Origin of the sequence: Asanoa sp. NPDC049573 (assembly GCF_040676615.1) — a bacterium.
GTDB lineage: Bacteria > Actinomycetota > Actinomycetes > Mycobacteriales > Micromonosporaceae > Asanoa.
On sequence record NZ_JBFAPI010000006.1, the window covers coordinates 108,406 to 124,877 of the forward strand.

A 16,472-nucleotide genomic window follows, 5' to 3' on the forward strand; every position below is an offset into this window, starting at 1 on the left:
TGCATGTCCGACCTGCTGTTTCCGGCCGAGCCCGGTCAACGGTCGATCGCCCGCGAACTCTACGGGCTCGTCCGCGACCAGCCGCTCATCTCGCCACACGGCCATGTCGACCCGGCGCTGCTGGCCGACGACGAGCCGTTCCCCGACCCGGCCCGGCTGATCATCGTGCCGGACCACTACCTGACCCGGATGCTGCTCAGCCAGGGGATTCCGCCGGCCCGGCTCGGCGTGCCGAGCCGCGACGGGGAGCCGGTCGAGACCGACGGCCGCGCGATCTGGCGGCTGTTCGCCGAGCACTGGCACCTGTTCCGCGGCACGCCCTCGCGGCTGTGGCTGGAGCAGACGTTCTCGTCGGTCTTCGGCGTCACCACCCGGCTGTCACCGGCGACCGCGGACGACATCTACGACACGGTCGCCGCCCGTCTCGCCGAGCCCGCCTTCCGGCCCCGGGCGCTGTTCGAGCGGTTCAACATCGAGGTGCTGGCCACCACCGAGTCGCCGCTCGACGACCTGGGCGCGCACGCCAAGCTGGCGGCCGACGGTTGGGGCGGGCGGGTCATCACCACCTTCCGGCCCGACGACGTGGTCGACATGGAATACGAGGGCTGGGCCTCGCGGGTCGGCCGGCTCGGCGAGATGACCGGTGAGGACACCGCCACCTACCGCGGCTACCTCGCCGCGCTGCGGTCCCGCCGGGAGGCGTTCATCGCCGCCGGTGCCACGTCCAGCGACCACGGCCACCCGACCGCGCGCACCCTGAGCCTGAGCCCGGCCGAGGCGGCGTCGCTGTTCGCCCGCGGGCTGCGCGGCGAGGCCGACGCGGCCGACGCCGAGACGTTCCGTGCGCACATGCTGGTCGAGTTCGCCCGGATGTCCATCGAGGACGGTCTGGTGATGCAGCTGCACCCCGGCGCGGTGCGCAACCACAACCGGTGGCTGCACGCGAAACACGGCCGCGACGTCGGCGGCGACATCCCGCAGGCGACCGAATACCTGCACGCGCTGACCCCGCTGCTCGACGCCTACGGCAACGACCCGCGCCTGCGGGTCGTCGTCTACACGCTCGACGAATACACGTTCAGCCGCGAGTTGGCGCCGATCGCCGGCGGCTACGCGGCCATCTACCTCGGCGCGCCGTGGTGGTTCCTGGATTCGCCTGAGGTGCTGCGCCGGTTCCGCGAGACGGTCACCGAGAGCGCCGGCTTCTACAACACCGCCGGCTTCGTCGACGACACCCGGGCGTTCTGTTCGATCCCGGTGCGGCACGACGTCGCCCGCCGGATCGACGCCGGCTTCCTGGCCCGGCTCGTGGCCGAGCACCGGTTGCCGTTCGACGAGGCCGCCGAGACCATCGTCGACCTCGCCTACCGCCTGCCCAAAAAGGTCTTCCGCCTAGGGGATGACGCATGACCACGATCCTGTCGGTCGACGTGCACGACGTGCGCTTCCCGACCGCCGCCGCCGGGGACGGCTCCGACGCGATCAACCGGGGCGACTATTCGGCGACCTATGTGGAGCTTCGAGCCGACGGGCCCTTCGTCGGGGCCGGCTTCACGTTCACCAACGGCCGGGGCAACGAGATCACCTGCGCGGCCGTGCGGGCGCTGGCCCCCTCGGTGGTCGGCCGCTCGCTCGAGGACATCGCGGCGGCGCCGGTGGCGTTCTGGCGGTCACTCACCGCCGATCCGCAGTTGCGCTGGCTGGGGCCGGAGAAGGGCGTCATCCACATGGCGACCGGTGCGGTCGTCAACGCCGTGTGGGACCTGCGGGCCAAGGTCGCGGGGGTGCCGCTGTGGCGGTTGCTGGCCGAGATGCCGACCGACGAACTTGTCGCCAACGTCGACTTCCACCACATCACCGACGCGCTGACGCCCGACGAGGCGGCGACGATCCTGGACAAGGGCCGGCACGGGTACGCCGAACGGCTGGCGCTGCTGGAACGGGACGGCTTTCCGTCGTACACCACCTCGGTCGGTTGGTTGGGTTATCCCGACGAGAAGGTCCGGGCACTGACCCGCGCCGCCTACGCCGAGGGTTGGCGGGCGATGAAGATGAAGGTCGGCGGCGACCTCGACGACGACGTGCGCCGGGCCCGGATCATCCGGTCCGAGATCGGCACCGACGCGCTGCTGATGATGGACGCCAACCAGGTCTGGGACGTCGACGAGGCGATCGCGGCGATGGCCCGGCTGGCCGAGGTCGACCCCTACTGGATCGAGGAACCGACGCACGCCGACGACGTGCTCGGGCACGCGCGCATCCAGCGGGCGGTGGCCCCGATCCGGGTCGCCACCGGCGAGGTCGCGGCCAACCGGGTGATCTTCAAGCAGCTCCTGCAGGCCGAGGCGATCGGCGTCATGCAGATCGACGCCTGCCGGGTCGGCGGGGTCAACGAGGTGCTCGCTGAGCTGTTGCTGGCGGCCAAGTTCGGCGTGCCGGTCTGCCCGCACGCCGGCGGGGTCGGCCTGTGCGAGCTGGTGCAGCACCTGGCGGTTCTCGACTACCTGCGGATCGGAGCGTCGCTCGACGGGCGGATGGTCGAGTACGTCGACCACCTGCACGAGCACTTCGTCGATCCGGTGCGCACCCGGGACGGGCGCTACATCTTGCCCACCGCACCCGGCTACAGCGCTTCGATGAAGCCGTCCTCGGTTTCGTCGTTCTCCTTCCCGTCCGGAGAGGTGTGGCGATGACGTCGCTTCTGGGCCTGGGCGCGGTGCGCCGGCTACCCGCCGAGAGCCGGCCGCTGGTGCGGCCCGGCACCGTGCCCGCCGGGATCGTCCATCTCGGACTCGGCGCGTTCTTCCGGGCGCATCAGGCGGTCTACACCGAAGCGGCGCTGGCTGCCGCCGGTGGCGACTGGGGGATCGTCGGGGTGGCGCCGCGGTCCCGCTCGGTCGTCGAGGCGTTGGCGACGCAGGACCAGCTCTACAGCGTCACGTCGTTGTCGGCCGGTGACGCGCGGACCCGCGTCGTCGGCGCGCTCGCCGCTTCGCATGCCGCCGTGGCCGACCCGGCGCGGATCGTGGCGCTGCTGGCCGATCCGGCGATCCGGGTGGTGACGCTGACCATCACGGAGAAGGGCTACCGGCTCGACCCGGCCACCGGGCGGCTGCTCTCCGATCCATCGCTCGACTCCGACCTGCTGGGTGACCAGCCGCCGACCACCGTGCCCGGGCTGCTGGTGCGCGGCCTGCTCGCCCGGGCCCGGGCCGACGCCGGCCCGATCGCGATCGTGAGCTGCGACAACCTACCGTCCAACGGGCGTCGGGTGCGGGGGATGCTCGACGCCGCGTTCGCCCGGGCCGGCCGGCCAGACGGGTGGGTGCGCGCCAACGTCACCTGTCCCGGCACGATGGTCGACCGCATCGTGCCGGCGTCGACCGAGGCGACCCGGTCCGCGGCTCATGCCGCCCTGGGCGTGGTGGACCAGGTGGCGCTCAGCGCCGAGCCTTACATGCAGTGGGTCATCGAAGACGACTTCCCTGGCGGACGCCCGGCGTGGGAGGCGGCCGGTGCGGTGCTGACCGACGAGGCGGGCCCGTGGGAGCGCCTGAAACTGCGGGCGCTCAACGGCGTCCACTCGGGGATCGCCTACCTGGGCGCGCTCGCCGGCCGGGAGACGATCGTCGACGCGCTGGAGATGCCCGGGATGGCCGACGCGATGCGCCGGTTCGTCGCGGAGGACGTCGCGCCCAGTTTCACCCCGCCGGCCGGCGTCTCGGTCGTCGCCTACGGGGCGTCGGCGCTGGACCGCTTCGCCAACCCGGCGATCGCGCACCGGACCACCCAGGTGGCGATGGACGGTTCGCAGAAGTTGCCGCAACGGGTGCTGGAGACGATCGGTGACCGGCGGTCGGCCGGTGCGACCCCCCGCTGGGGCGCGCTGGTGGTGGCGGCCTGGATGCGCTATGCCCGCGGCGTCGCCGACGACGGCCGCGCCCTTGACCTCGACGACCCGCTGGCGCCGTCGATCCGCGCGGCGATCGCCGCGGCGCCGACCACGCCGGAGGGCCTGGCCGATGCGCTGTTCGGCCTGACCGCGGTGTTCCCGCCGCCGCTGGCGTCGGACGAGGTCGTGCGGGGCCTGGTGGTCGAGTGGCTGACCGAGTTCGAGAAGCACGGGGTCGAGTCGACGCTGGCCGGTCTGTGATGCGGCCGCGGGTGGCGCTGATCGGTGCCAACGGCCACGGCCGCTGGCACCGCCGTCGCCTTGCGGAGCGTGATTACGCCTTCGTCGGCATCGCCGAGCCCAACCCGGTGGACGCCGACCCACCGGTGCCCGCTTCCACCCCGGTCTTCCGCGACCACCGTTCGTTGCTGGCGGCGACCCGACCCGACGTGGTGATCATCTGCACCCCGCCCGGCACCCACCTGCCGATCGCCCTCGACGCCCTGGCCGCCGGCTGCGACCTGCTCCTGGAGAAGCCACCGGTGCTGTCGCTGGCCGACCACGCAAGGCTGACCGCGGTCCTGGCGTCGACCGGCCGGGCATGCCAGGTCGGGTTCCAGGCGCTGGGGTCGGCGGCGCTCGACTCGCTGTGCGCGGCGATCGCGGCCGGTGCGCTGGGCACGGTGAACGGCGTGTCGGCGGTGGCGTCGTGGCAGCGGGACGACGCCTACTACGCCCGGTCACCCTGGGCGGGCCGGCGTGCCGTCGACGGTGCGCTGACCAACCCGCTGGGCCACGCGGTGATGGAGGCCCTGGCCCTTGCCGATCTCTCCTTGCTCTGCTCCCCTATAGGCAGCACCGGTAGCGGCGCTACGCGTGCTTCCTATATGGCAGCAGAGCAAAGTCTCGATGCGAGCATGCCCGGGCGCCTGGAAGTTGAGCGTTATCGGACCCGGGCGATCGAGAGTGACGACACCGCCGTGTTGCGGGTGACGCTCCCGGGTGGGCTGCCCGTGGTCGTCGCGGTGACCCTGGCCGGCGAGGAGTTCATCCCCGGCGAGGTCACCGTCACCGGGTCGCGGGGGAGTGCCACCCTGGAATATCCGACGGATCGGCTCCGGCTGCCCGGCGAGACGGAGCTGCGCGAGGTGCCCGGCCGGGTCGACCTGCTCGACAACCTGATCGCGCACCAGGCCGACCCGCACCGGGTGCCGTTGCGGTCGCCGCTCGCGGCCACCGTCGGGTTCACGGCGGTTGTCGAGGCGCTCGGCGGGGCGCCGGTGCCGACCCTGCTCGACGACGATCTCGTCGACGACCTGGGCACCGGACCGCGGCGGATCCGCTCCATCCGCGGCATCAACGGGGTGCTCCGGAGGGCCGCCGCCGACCTCGCGTTGCCGTCTGAGCTCGGCGTGGCCTGGTCCCGCGCGCCCTACACGGAAAACAGCTTGCAAACAACGGGGTCAGTCGCCCGGCGAAAATAGGGTTAATAGGTGCCTCCCGACCAGATCGGTGGTCGGGCAATTGGCACTGCCGCAATTTACTGCAACTAAACTGCACATCGACTGCATTGACACTTGTAATGACGGATACCTATGTTTCGTAATAGCTGTACAGGTTGCGAAACGGAGTGTCTCAATGCGATTTCGAAGTCTCGCCGCCGTCGTCGCCGGCGCGATGCTGGTGGCCCTGGCGGCACCCGCCGCCGCGGCATCCGTGCCGCTCACGGGCTCGGCCATGGAGCGGCTCGCGCGCCAGGCCCTGCCCGCCGACGATGGTTGGGCCGCCGAGGGCGCCGGCACGACCGGCGGTGCCGCGGCCACGCCGGAAAACGTCTTCTACGTCGACGACCGCGACGAACTCGCGGCCGCCGTGGCCGGCACGACGCCGGCGATCGTCATCGTCCGCGGCACCATTCGCGGAAATGCCGACGCGAACGGTGCGCCGCTTTCGTGCGCGCAGTTCGCTGACCCGGCGTACTCGCTGGACGCTTTTCTCGCCGCTTATGATCCGGTGGTCTGGGGCCGTGTGGCGCCCAGCGGCCCGCTCGAGGAAGCGCGGGCACGCTCGGCCGCCAACCAGAGCGCCCGGGTGCGGGTCAACGTCGGCTCCAACAAGACCATCATCGGCAGCCGCGGTGCCACGCTCAACGGGATCTTCCTGCGCCTCGACGGCAGTGCCAACGTGATCATCCGGAACATCACCCACGAGGACGCGCGGGACTGCTTCCCGGTCTGGTCGCCGACCGACGGCGAGAGCGGCAACTGGAACGCGGCGTACGACAACATCTGGGTGCGCAACTCGCGACACGTCTGGGTCGACCACAACACGTTCACCGACGCCGACAACCCGGACTCGGCGCAGCCGCTGCATTTCGGCCGGCCCTACCAGGTGCATGACGGGCAGACCGACATCACCAACGGCAGCAACTTCGTGACGGTGTCCTACAACCGGTTCACCAACCACGACAAGACGATGCTGATCGGGTCGACCAACACCCCGGGCGTCGACGTCGGCGCGCTCAAGGTGACCGTGCACCACAACGAGTTCGACGGCTCGGTGCAGCGCGCGCCGCGGGTGCGGTTCGGCCAGGTCGACGTCTACAACAACCTCTACCGGGTGCCGGCCGACGACCCCTACGAATACAGCTGGGGTGTCGGCGTGCAGTCGGCCATCTACGCGGAGAACAACTATTTCGCGCTGGGCGTCGGTGTCGCGCCCGACGCGATCGTCTTCGACTGGGGTGGCACGGCACTGACCGAGAAGGGCACGTGGGTACGCGCCGGGCGCTCGCTGCCGCGGCCGGCCGATGTGCTCGCGGCCTACAACGCGGTCCACGACCCCGACATCGCCGCAGACGCCGGGTGGACGCCCACGCTGCGGGCCGGTCCCGTCCTGCCCGCACCGGCCGCCGCGCTCGTTGTCGAACTGTGCGCGGGCGCGCGCCGGCTGCCGGTCTAAATCCGGGGGCGGCGGTCAGAGCGCTCCTGACCGCCGGGGCCGGGGTCACACCCCGGCCCGTGGTCGAGCGTGACCGCGGGGGCCGGCGCGGGCCGGATCAACCCCTGAGAGCCCGCGGTGGCGGGCGCCGGACGGCGTCCGCCACCTCCGTTCGGGTGAGCACCCCGTCGGCCACCAGCACCGTCAACCGCCGGACGACCGGCGTCGACGGCGTGACTGTGAGCGGATGGTCGAACGCGAGCGCGGCGCATACCCCGGGATAGATCCCGGTGCGCACGAACCACCGGTCGTCGCCGGCGAGCCCCCGGAACACCAGCGTGTAGGGTCCGGGACCGGTCAACGCCAGCCACGGCGCCGCACTGCCGTTGACCTCCTCCTCGCCCTCGGCGTCGGCGGTGAACGTGCGCGCCTCGCCCGGCGCCGCCCGCCAGAAGAATCCGCCGTAGCCCGCGCCGTCGGGCCGGCCGTTGGTGGCCGGGCTGCCCAGCGCGATCGGCTGCTCGGCGGTCAGCGTGTAGGCGAACGAGAGCTCCCAGCCGCGGGCGGCGGTCGCGGCGGTCATGCGCCGTTCCTCGTGTAGCAGCACCCGGCCGTCCCGGTCGCGCCACTCCAGCCGCTCGGCGACCCCGTCGCCGGCCGGCAGCCAGCCGGTGTGCACGATCGCGCCGTGGTCGTCGAGCCAGGTGTAGCCGCGGTCGCGGACGTAGGTGCGGCCGCCCCAGAGGTTGCTGCCGGCCACGTCCTGCATCGCCACCGAGACGCCGAGATGCCAGACGTGGTCGTCGGGCGCGACGTCGGTGACCGGCGTGCCGCTCAGCGTCCGCACCGGGTGCAGGTAGGGCCGGGGGCCCTGGGTCGGCCCGACCGCCGGATCGACCACATAGGACGCGACGGTCACCCCGCCGACGGTGAGCGCCGTCATCCGGCCACCGTTTCCCGGTAGCCGCGCAGCGCCGCGTCGAGCACCTCGTCGCCCGGTCGGGCCCACACCTCGGCGGAGAACACCTCGACCTCGACCGGCCCGGTGTAGCCGGCGGCGTCGACCGCGCGCCGGAAGCGGCGGTTGTCGACACATCCGTCGCCCGGCAGCCCGCGGCCGAGCAGCACGCCGGCCGGCAGCGGGGTGACCCAGTCAGCGACCTGGAAGCACGCGATCCGGCTCTCCCGGCCGGCCCGCTCGATCTGCGCCCAGACCTGGTCGTCCCACCACAGGTGGTAGGTGTCGACAACCACACCGGCCGCGTCGACCGGGTGCGGTGCGACCAGGTCGAGGGCTTGGCCGAGGGTGGAGACCACGCAGCGGTCGGCGGCGAACATGGGATGCAAGGGCTCCAGCGCCAGGCGTACGCCGGACGCCTGGGCATGTGGAACCAGCCGGCCGATCGCGTCGCTCACGTGGGCCCGGGCGCCGTCGAGGTCGCGACTGCCGGCTGGGAGGCCGCCGGAGACAAGCACCAGGGCGGGTGCGCCGAGGGCGGCCGCCTCGTCGATGGCGCGCCGGTTGTCGTCGTGCCAACCGGGCTGGTTGAAGAAACCGCCGCGGCACAGCGAGGTGACGGCGAGGCCCGCGTCGCGTACGAGGGAAGCGGTTTTGTCCAGACCGAACGCGGCGGTCTCCTCGCGCCAGAGGCCCACGCCCCGCACGCCCGCGCGGACGCAGCCGGCGACCAGGTCGGGCAGCGGCCAGTGCTTCGTGGTGGCCGAGTTGAGGGCGAACCGCTCGGTCATTGCGCCACTCCCACCGTGGTCAGCCAGGCCCGCGCGCGGAACGCGGCCAGGTCGGCGTCGGGGAGCAGCCCGGCGGCGTCGGCGAGCCTGATCAACGTGGCCAGGTGTCGCGGCGACCGGCCGCTCTGCAGGCCGCCGACCATCGTGAAGTGGCTCTGGTGGCCGGCCAGCCAGGCCAGGAAGACGATGCCGGTCTTGTAGTAGAAGGTCGGCGGGCCGAAGACGTGCCGGGCTAGCGGCACGGTCGGCGCGAGGATCTCGTCGAACGCGTGCTCGTCGCCCGCGTCGAGCGCGCGCAGGGCCGCGGCCGCCGGTGCCGCGATCGCGGCGAAGATGCCGAGCAGCGCGTCGGAGTGGCCGGTGCCGTCGCCCTTGATGAGCCGCGGATAGTGGAAGTCGTCGCCGGTGTAGAGCCGCACGCCCGCGGGCAGGCGGTTGCGCAGGTCGACCTCGAAGGACTCGTCGAGCAATGACACCTTGATGCCGTCGACCTTGTCGCGGTGCGTCCGGATCAGCGTCAGCACCGTTTCGGCCGGCTCGGCACCCCAGTAGCCCGCCAGCGCCGGGTCGAACATCTCGCCGAGCCAGTGCAGCACGACCGGGGTGTCGGCCTGGCCGATGAGCCCGCCGTAGACGTCGAGGTAGTCGTCGGCGTGCCGGGCGGCGGCGGCCAGGTGGCGGCTGCACATCAGCACCGGCGTCGCGCCGGCGGCCTGGACGTGGGCGAGCTGCTCGGCGTATGCCTCGCGGACCTCGTCGAGGGTGGCCGGGCCGGGCGGGAGCTGGTCGGTGGCGACGCCGGCGACGATCGGCCCGGTCGCCTCGCGCGCGCTGCGCCGGACCAGCTCCCGGGTCGCGGTGTAGTCCAGGCCCATGCCGCGCTGTGCGGTGTCCATCGCCTCGGCGACGCCGAACCCGTGTGTCCACAGGTGGTGCCGGAACGCCAGGGTGGCCTCCCAGTCGACGGCGGCGGGGGCGCCCGGGCCGTTGTCGGCCCGCGGATCGGCCACGACGTGCGCGGCCGCGTAGGCGACCCGACTGGTGAACGGCGGGCCGGGCGTCGCGTAGGCCGCGCCGGCGCCGCTGAACCGGAACTCGCCGTCGGGCAGGACGACGGAGGTCATGCCTCCAGCTCCGGCACCGCGAACCGGCGGCCCTCGCGCGCCGACCGCCGGCCCAGTTCGGCGAGCTGCACGCCGCGGGCGCCGGCCCAGAGGTCCCAGGAGTAGGGCGCGTCTTCGACGACGTGTCGCAGGAACAGCTCCCACTGCTCCAGGAAGCCGTTGCGGAACTCCTCGTTGTCGGGCACGACCTGCCACTGCTCGCGAAACCGCTCGGTGGCCGGCAGGTCGGGGTTCCACACCGGTTTGGGGGTCATCGACCGGTGCTGCACCCGGCAGTCGCGCAACCCGGCGACGGCGCTGCCCTCGGTGCCGTCGACCTGGAACTCGACCAGCTCGTCGCGGTAGACCCGGACCGCCCAGGAGGAGTTGACCTGGGCGACGATGCCGCCGTCGAGCTCGAAGATGCCGTAGGCCGCGTCGTCGGCGGTCGCCTCGTAGGGCCGGCCGGCCTCGTCCCACCGGCGCGGGATGTGGGTGGTGACGTGAGCGGTGACGGCCCGGACCGGGGCGAAGATCTGCTCGAGCAGGTAGTGCCAGTGCGGGAACATGTCGACGGTGATGCCACCGCCGTCGGCCGTGCGGTAGTTCCAGGAGGGGCGCTGGGCCGGTTGCCAGTCGCCTTCGAAGACCCAGTAGCCGAACTCTCCGCGTACGCTCAGGATGCGCCCGAAGAAGCCGCCCTTGACCAGCCGGTCGAGCTTGCGCAGCCCGGGCAGGAAGAGCTTGTCCTGCACGACGCCGTGCTTGACGCCGGCCGCGTCGGCCAGCTTGGCCAGCTCGACCGCGCCGGCCAGGTCGCCGGCGGTGGGCTTCTCCGTGTAGATGTGCTTGCCGGCCGCCACCGCCGCCCGGATCGCCTTCTCGCGGGCGTTGGTCACCTGCGCGTCGAAGTAGATCTCCACGTCGGGCCGGGCCAGCGCGGCGCCCAGGTCGGTGGTCCACTCGGTCAGGCCGTGCCGCTGGGCGATGGCCCGCAGCTTCGCGTCGTCGCGCCCCACCAGCACCGGCTCGGGCCAGAGCAACGAGCCGTCGCGCAGCGGCAGGCCGCCGGCTTCGCGGATCGCCAGCAGCGAGCGGACCAGGTGCTGGCGGTAGCCCATCCGCCCGGTCACTCCGCCCAGGACGATCCCGATCGTCTTGCGGTCCACGACCAACCTCCCAGGTAAGCGCTTTCCTGGGAAAGGTAAGCGAGCGGCATGGGCCGAGGCAAGGGCTTTCCCTTACGATCTAGGGGTGGCCACGCTGGACGACGTCGCGCGGCGCGCGGGCGTCTCGACCGCGACCGCCTCCCGCATCATCAACGGCAGCAGCAAGCCGGTCAGCGCGGCCCTGCGCGACCGCGTCGAGGCGGCGGTCGTCGACCTGCACTACGTGCCCAACGCACACGCCCGGCTGCTGGCCCGCTCCGAACGCACCGCCGTCGGCGTCATCGTGCACGACGTCTCCGACCCCTATTTCGCCGAGATCACCCGGGGCCTGCAGCGGGTCGCCACGGCCGACGGCCGGCTGGTCATCATCTGCAACTCCTACCGTGACCCCGCCCGCGAACTCGACTATGTCGAACTGCTCCGCGGCCATCAGGTGGCGGCCATGGTGCTGGCCGGTTCCGGCTACCACGACCCGGTCTTCGCCCGCTCGCTGCGCGGCACCCTGCGCGCCTACGAACTCGGCGGCGGCCGCGTGGCGGTGATCGGCCGCCACGCCCGCACCGGCGACGCGGTCGTCCCCGACAACGAGCCCGGCGGCTACCTGGCGGGGGAGCACCTCTACACGCTGGGCCATCGCGAGATCGCGGTGATCGCCGGCCCGCGCAACCTGACCACCACGACCGACCGCCTGGCCGGCCTGCGCCGCGCCGCCCGCACCCACCGCCGCCCACCCCCGAAGGTCGTCTACGCCGACTTCGACCGCGACAGCGGCGAGTCGGCGACGGCGGCCCTGCTGGCGGCCCATCCCCGGGTGACGGCGATCGCCGCGCTGAACGACTCGATGGCGGTGGGCGCGCTGGCCCACCTGCGCGGCGTCGACCGCCGGATCAGCGTGATCGGCTTCGACGACATGCCGATCGCCCGCGACGTGACGCCGGCTCTGACCACGATCCGGCTGCCGCTGTCAGACATGGGCGCGCTGGCCATGTCGCTGGCCCTCGCGGCGCCGTCGCCGGAGCCCCGCGTGGAGCGCATACCCGCGGAACTGATCCAACGGGAAAGCACCTTCCCACCCCGGTGATTCAGGCCAGCGGGCTCAGATGCGGGTCGAGGCGGCGGGCCGGCGTGGCGGCAGCGGGTTCCTTGTAGGGCGCGACGCCGCCACCCTGGCGCTTGGCCGCGTACATCGCGATGTCTGCCGTTCGAAGCAGTTCGCCCGATCTGGCCTCGGTCAGGTGCGAGCCGGTGACGCCGATGCTGACCCCGAGGCGGATCTGGGTGTCGGCGACCTGCGACGGGCAGGTGACCGCGAGATGGATGCGCCAGGCCAGTTCGATGGCCTCGGTGAGCGAGGCGGCCGGCAGCGAGATCGCGAACTCGTCGCCGCCGAGGCGGGCCAGCACCTGGCTGGGGGTGAGCACGTTGCGGATCCGGTCGGCGGTCTGCACCAGGACCTGGTCGCCGGCCGCGTGGCCGACGCTGTCGTTGACCTCTTTGAAGCCGTCGAGGTCGAGCAGGAGCAGCGAGCCAGGGGTGCCGCTCGCGCACAGGCCGTCGAGGTGTTCGTAGAGCGCCCGGCGGTTGGGCAGGCCGGTCAGGTCGTCGGTGCGGGCCTGCTGGTAGACGTCGCGCAAGTCGCGTAGCTCCTTGAAAGTCAGGCCGGCCCGGGCGAAAACGGCGAGGACGCACGCCGCGGCCAGGGAACTGCTCAGCATCGGTAGGGCGGCCGACTGGCCGATGGTCAGCAGCAGCAGGCTGCTGACCGAGAAGAACGCGGGCACGGCCAGCGTCTGCCAGCTCACGACGGGCGGCGTCGTCGACTTGGCGGCGGTCGGCTCGGGTGTGGGCGCGAACGCCAGCAGGGTCGGCAGCGCGAGCGACAGCACGACCAGGTAGGCGTGCTCGGTGAACGTGTCGGTGAGGTGGTTGAGCGTTCGCATGCCGTCGGTGACGCACGCCGCGCCGAAGGCGGCCACCACGAGGGCCTGCGTGCGGTCCAGGCGCGGTCGGCCGGCGGTGACGCGCAGGATCAACACCACGAAGAGCACGAGACCGGCCAGGTGTACGCCGATCCGCGCCGGCCTGTCGTCGAAGCCTCCCACGCAGGCCAGCGCCGCGATACCCAGGGTGGCCACGATGCCGTCGAGCCAACTCGCGCCGGTGAAGGCCGCCTGGTCGGATCGCCACAGCAGCGCGACGAACAGGTAGAGAAGCAGGTAACCGAGCACGGTCAGGGTGTCGCCCACCGCGGTGTGGATGGCCTCGCCCTGGCTGGTGAGCAGGTTGCCGGCGAGCAGAGCCGCCATCGCCAGGCCGGCCGCCGTCCACGCGCGACAGTGCTGACCGCCGCTGTGTGCGTGCAGCAGGCAGATCACCGCGCAGGCCGCGAACGGGATGGTCGCCAGGATGACCCGTTCGGAGCCGAGGGTGCCGGTCGCCGCCATCAGGCCGAGCAGCAGCACGACACCGACGGTGCCCGCGCGGAGTGCCTGTCGCGCGGCGTAGCCGCGCAACTGCGGCGTCCGGGCTTTCGGCACGGGAACTCCACGTCGAATCGCAGGCTGGACCTGGTTGGGGGCGGGTGGTGCGCACCGGTTGTCCGACCTACGCGGCGAGCAGCCCTTCACCATCGCGGTACATATAGAACATCTTCCCGGTCTGGACCCGTGCCTCGCAAGAGCAAATGCACGTGCATTTGCTCCGGGCCCCAAGCCCGCAGCTGTACGTGCATCTTCCCGTGAGAATGCACGTGCATTAGGCTCCGGCCCACGGAGGGGGACAGCCCTCACGGAGCGTCGAAGGTGGACATGAAGATCGAAAATGGCGTCGCGGCATCCGAACTCGACGGTGTGACCTGGTTGAAGAGCCGCTTCAGCGGGGCACAGGGCGACTGCGTCGAGCTGGCCCGGCTGACCGGCGGTTCGATCGCGGTGCGTAACTCCCGCGACCCAGGCGGCCCCGCCCTGGTGTTCACTCCGCGGGAGGTCATCGCGATGTTCGCCGGCGTACGCGACGGCGAGTTCGACCACCTGGTCGAGTGAGCGGCAACCGGTCGGACGACCCACGGGACGTGGACCGGTAACGGCGCCGTCACGTACGCTTGCCGGCATTCCGTCGATGGCGCTCGCCCAACCCGAGGAACGATATGACCTCCCCCGACGCTGTCGGCCCGACAGCACGCCGCATCGTCGTGGGCGCGCACCTGCGTCGCCTGCGCGAGGCGGCGGCGGTGTCCAGAGAGGACGCGGGCTACCACGTCCGGGGCTCGGCGTCGAAGATCTCCCGGATGGAGCTCGGCCGGGTCAGCTTCAAGGAACGCGACGTCGCCGACCTGCTCACCCTCTACGGCGTTGTCGACGCGTCGCAGCGCGAACCGTTGCTGTCCCTGGCCCGCGACACCCGCTCCGACGGGTGGTGGCACCGGTATGACGATGTCCTGGAGAGCTGGTTCGGCACCTACGTGGGCCTGGAGGAGGCCGCGTCGACGATCCGGGCCTACCAGGTGCAGTTCGTTCCGGGCCTGTTGCAGACGGCCGACTACACCCGCGGCGTGGTGGTCTCCGGCCTGCCTGACACGCCGTCGGCCGAAGTGGACCGGCGGGTCAAGCTGCGCCTCGAACGCCAGCGGATCCTGGAGCGAACGCCTCCCGCCACCTACTGGGTGGTGATGGACGAGGCGGCGCTGCGGCGGCCGGTCGGCGGCCGCGCCGCCATGCAGGGCCAGCTCAAGCACCTGCTCGAGGTCGGGGAGCGGCCCAACATCACCATCCAGGTGATGCCGCTGCGCCGCGGCACCCACACCGCCGACGGCGGCGCGTTCAGCATGCTGCGCTTTGCGGACCCCGATATTCCCGACATCGTGTACGTGGAGCAGTTGGTCAGCGCCCTCTACCTGGACAAGCCGGAGCACGTGGAGCGTTACCGGCAGGCCATGGAGCGGCTCACGGTGGCGGCCCTGTCGCCGGCCGAGACCCGGGACTTCTTCGCCAAGCTCCTCAAGGCGGCATGACCCGCAGGCCCGACGTCCCGCAAGGCGCACTGGAGGCGTTGCTGCGTCGGGTCTTCGGCACCGCGGTGACCTACGAGCGCACCCCGGAAGGGGTGTCGACGCAGGTCTACCGGGTCTTCTCCGCCGACGAGGTCTTCTACCTGCGGATCGCCGAAGAGCCGGACGAGAACCTGGAAACCGATGCCGAGCTGCATCGTCAGCTTCGGCTGCGCGGTGTGAAGGTGGCCGACGTCATCCACGTATCGCCGTTCGACGAGGACATCGGCCGGTCCGCGATGGTCACGACCGCCGTGCCGGGCGGCGCGTCGACCGCCGTCGCGTCGCCGGCGGTCGTCGAGGCGGCTGGTGCGGACCTGGCGGTGATCAACCAGGTTCCGGTGCACGGCTGGGGTTTCGTCCGGCGGCTGGGTCGTGGCTGGCCGCTGCGGGCCTCTTACCCGGACCACGCTTCGTTCGCCGCGTCGTCCGGCTGGCCTGGCCGGTTGGCGTCGCTGTTCTCGGCGGCCGAGTTGGCCGTGGTCGAAGACCTCCTGCTCGCCGAGCCCGCCCCGGCGCCCGTCCTCAGCCACGGCGACTTCGACCTGACCCAGATCTTCCAAGCGGCCGGCCGCTACACCGGCCTGATCGACTTCGGCGAGATCCGCGGTGCCGAGCCGTTCTTCGACCTAGGCCACTTCGCGCTGCACCACCGCGCCGAACTCCCGGCTCTGCTGGCCGGCTATCAACGAGTCCGACCCCTGCCCGCGGGCCACCTCGCCTCGATCCGGCGCAGCGCGATCCTGCTGGGCGTCCGCCAACTCTCGCGCTGGCTCGCGCCGCCGCGCAACCGCTCGCCCGACCACCCGGTCGTCGGCTACCGAACGCGGCAGGTCAAACGTCAAATCGCGGACGGGGCCATGACCGCCGACCGGCCATGACCTCCGCGTTAGGTGCCCACTCCTTCAGCCCGCCCGGCGAAGCATCTCGTCCGTCTCTGGATCGTCCATGAGCTCGCGCACCTCCTGCGCACACCGACAAGCGGCGGCGGTCTTGGCGGCCCAGACCAGAGCCTCCTCGCGCGAGGCCACGTCGACGACCGTGAACCCGCCGATGACCTCTTTGGTCTCCGGGTACGGCCCGTCGGTGACCATCCCGTCCGTGCCCACGACGCTCGCCTGCTGCCGTTGCAGCCCGGCCCCGAACACGAACACCCCGGCGTCGATGGTCTCCTGCACGACCGCGTGGGCGGCCTTACCCACGTCACCCCAGTCCTCTTCGGGGATGTGATCCATCGCGCCGTCATTGAACGAGATCAGGTACCGCGTCATCGATCGACTCCCTTGTCCCGGCGGCCCCGTCCGGCCACCGCCACCCTGTTCTACGAACGACCCGCCCCAGATCGGACGCTGGTCCTCACCGTCGGAAGCCGCCCGGATCGGAGAGGTAGCGGTCGAGGTCGGGATCCCGGCGGGTAGTCCCAGTTCAGCGAGGTGTCATACCAGCCGACGAGCCGCTCCAACTCGTCCCGAAGCGGCTGGCTGACCGGCACCAGATCAAGGTCGACCGGAGTACCCCAGCGCCGCTGGTCTTCGACGCTTCGCATCCAGAGCACGCCTCCGGAGCCTGGGTCG

At 71.8% G+C, this 16,472-nt stretch carries 15 protein-coding genes; 9 read left to right on the forward strand and 6 right to left on the reverse strand.

The window, feature by feature from the left end; translation table 11 throughout:
* Positions 1–3: 3 nt before the first annotated feature.
* From uxaC to AB0J74_RS15930, 5 genes are all read left to right on the forward strand, one after another.
* Positions 4–1,410, forward strand: coding sequence for a glucuronate isomerase (gene uxaC, locus AB0J74_RS15910; protein ID WP_363448496.1), 1,407 nt, complete (start codon positions 4–6; stop codon positions 1,408–1,410).
* Entirely contained in the window at positions 1,407–2,693 is a 1,287-nt protein-coding gene (locus tag AB0J74_RS15915) for an enolase C-terminal domain-like protein (RefSeq protein WP_363448497.1), read from the forward strand. Before uxaC ends, AB0J74_RS15915 begins: the two co-directional genes overlap by 4 nt.
* A complete protein-coding gene (locus AB0J74_RS15920) occupies positions 2,684–4,153 on the forward strand; it encodes a mannitol dehydrogenase family protein (protein ID WP_363448498.1) in 1,470 nt (489 codons plus the stop codon). The genes AB0J74_RS15915 and AB0J74_RS15920 overlap by 10 nt, the downstream gene beginning before the upstream one ends.
* Positions 4,153–5,376 carry a Gfo/Idh/MocA family oxidoreductase gene (locus tag AB0J74_RS15925; protein ID WP_363448499.1) on the forward strand — a complete coding sequence of 408 codons (1,224 nt, stop codon included), beginning with the start codon at positions 4,153–4,155 and terminating at the stop codon, positions 5,374–5,376. Before AB0J74_RS15920 ends, AB0J74_RS15925 begins: the two co-directional genes overlap by 1 nt.
* Positions 5,377–5,530: 154 nt before the next feature.
* Positions 5,531–6,853 (forward strand): pectate lyase, encoded by a 1,323-nt coding sequence (locus tag AB0J74_RS15930; protein ID WP_363448500.1) that lies wholly within the window; start codon positions 5,531–5,533, stop codon positions 6,851–6,853.
* A gap of 97 nt (positions 6,854–6,950) precedes the next feature.
* Here the strand turns inward: AB0J74_RS15930 and AB0J74_RS15935 are convergent, their stop codons facing one another.
* The 4 genes from AB0J74_RS15935 to AB0J74_RS15950 are packed head-to-tail and all read right to left on the reverse strand — an operon-like array spanning position 6,951 to position 10,853.
* Positions 6,951–7,775, reverse strand: coding sequence for a PmoA family protein (locus AB0J74_RS15935; RefSeq protein WP_363448501.1), 825 nt, complete (start codon positions 7,773–7,775; stop codon positions 6,951–6,953).
* The gene (locus AB0J74_RS15940) at positions 7,772–8,581 is read right to left on the reverse strand and encodes a sugar phosphate isomerase/epimerase family protein (RefSeq protein ID WP_363448502.1); all 810 of its coding nucleotides are present in this window, start codon (positions 8,579–8,581) and stop codon (positions 7,772–7,774) included. Before AB0J74_RS15940 ends, AB0J74_RS15935 begins: the two co-directional genes overlap by 4 nt.
* On the reverse strand, positions 8,578–9,705 hold the full coding sequence (locus tag AB0J74_RS15945) for a DUF993 family protein (RefSeq protein ID WP_363448503.1): 1,128 nt from the start codon (positions 9,703–9,705) through the stop codon (positions 8,578–8,580). Before AB0J74_RS15945 ends, AB0J74_RS15940 begins: the two co-directional genes overlap by 4 nt.
* Positions 9,702–10,853: a Gfo/Idh/MocA family oxidoreductase gene (locus AB0J74_RS15950; RefSeq protein ID WP_363448504.1), complete on the reverse strand. Its 1,152-nt coding sequence runs from the start codon at positions 10,851–10,853 to the stop codon at positions 9,702–9,704. Before AB0J74_RS15950 ends, AB0J74_RS15945 begins: the two co-directional genes overlap by 4 nt.
* An 85-nt stretch (positions 10,854–10,938) precedes the next feature.
* Between AB0J74_RS15950 and AB0J74_RS15955 the strand changes: the two genes are divergently transcribed.
* Entirely contained in the window at positions 10,939–11,934 is a 996-nt protein-coding gene (locus AB0J74_RS15955; RefSeq protein WP_363448505.1) for a LacI family DNA-binding transcriptional regulator, read from the forward strand.
* Position 11,935: 1 nt separating this feature from the next.
* Here AB0J74_RS15955 and AB0J74_RS15960 read toward each other — a convergent pair whose 3' ends face one another.
* A complete protein-coding gene (locus AB0J74_RS15960) occupies positions 11,936–13,390 on the reverse strand; it encodes a GGDEF domain-containing protein (RefSeq protein WP_363448506.1) in 1,455 nt (484 codons plus the stop codon).
* 270 nt (positions 13,391–13,660) lie between these two features.
* On the opposite strand from AB0J74_RS15960, the gene AB0J74_RS15965 reads away from it, so the two are divergent.
* The 3 genes from AB0J74_RS15965 (at position 13,661) to AB0J74_RS15975 (ending at position 15,779) form a co-directional block, all read left to right on the forward strand.
* Positions 13,661–13,894, forward strand: a complete 234-nt coding sequence (locus tag AB0J74_RS15965) for a DUF397 domain-containing protein (protein WP_363448507.1) — start codon at positions 13,661–13,663, stop codon at positions 13,892–13,894.
* 104 nt (positions 13,895–13,998) lie between these two features.
* Positions 13,999–14,862 (forward strand): helix-turn-helix transcriptional regulator, encoded by an 864-nt coding sequence (locus tag AB0J74_RS15970; protein WP_363448508.1) that lies wholly within the window; start codon positions 13,999–14,001, stop codon positions 14,860–14,862.
* A complete protein-coding gene (locus AB0J74_RS15975) occupies positions 14,859–15,779 on the forward strand; it encodes a phosphotransferase (RefSeq protein WP_363448509.1) in 921 nt (306 codons plus the stop codon). Before AB0J74_RS15970 ends, AB0J74_RS15975 begins: the two co-directional genes overlap by 4 nt.
* Before the next feature lie 24 nt (positions 15,780–15,803).
* Here AB0J74_RS15975 and AB0J74_RS15980 read toward each other — a convergent pair whose 3' ends face one another.
* Entirely contained in the window at positions 15,804–16,169 is a 366-nt protein-coding gene (locus tag AB0J74_RS15980) for a YciI family protein (RefSeq protein ID WP_363448510.1), read from the reverse strand.
* Positions 16,170–16,472: the final 303 nt, after the last annotated feature.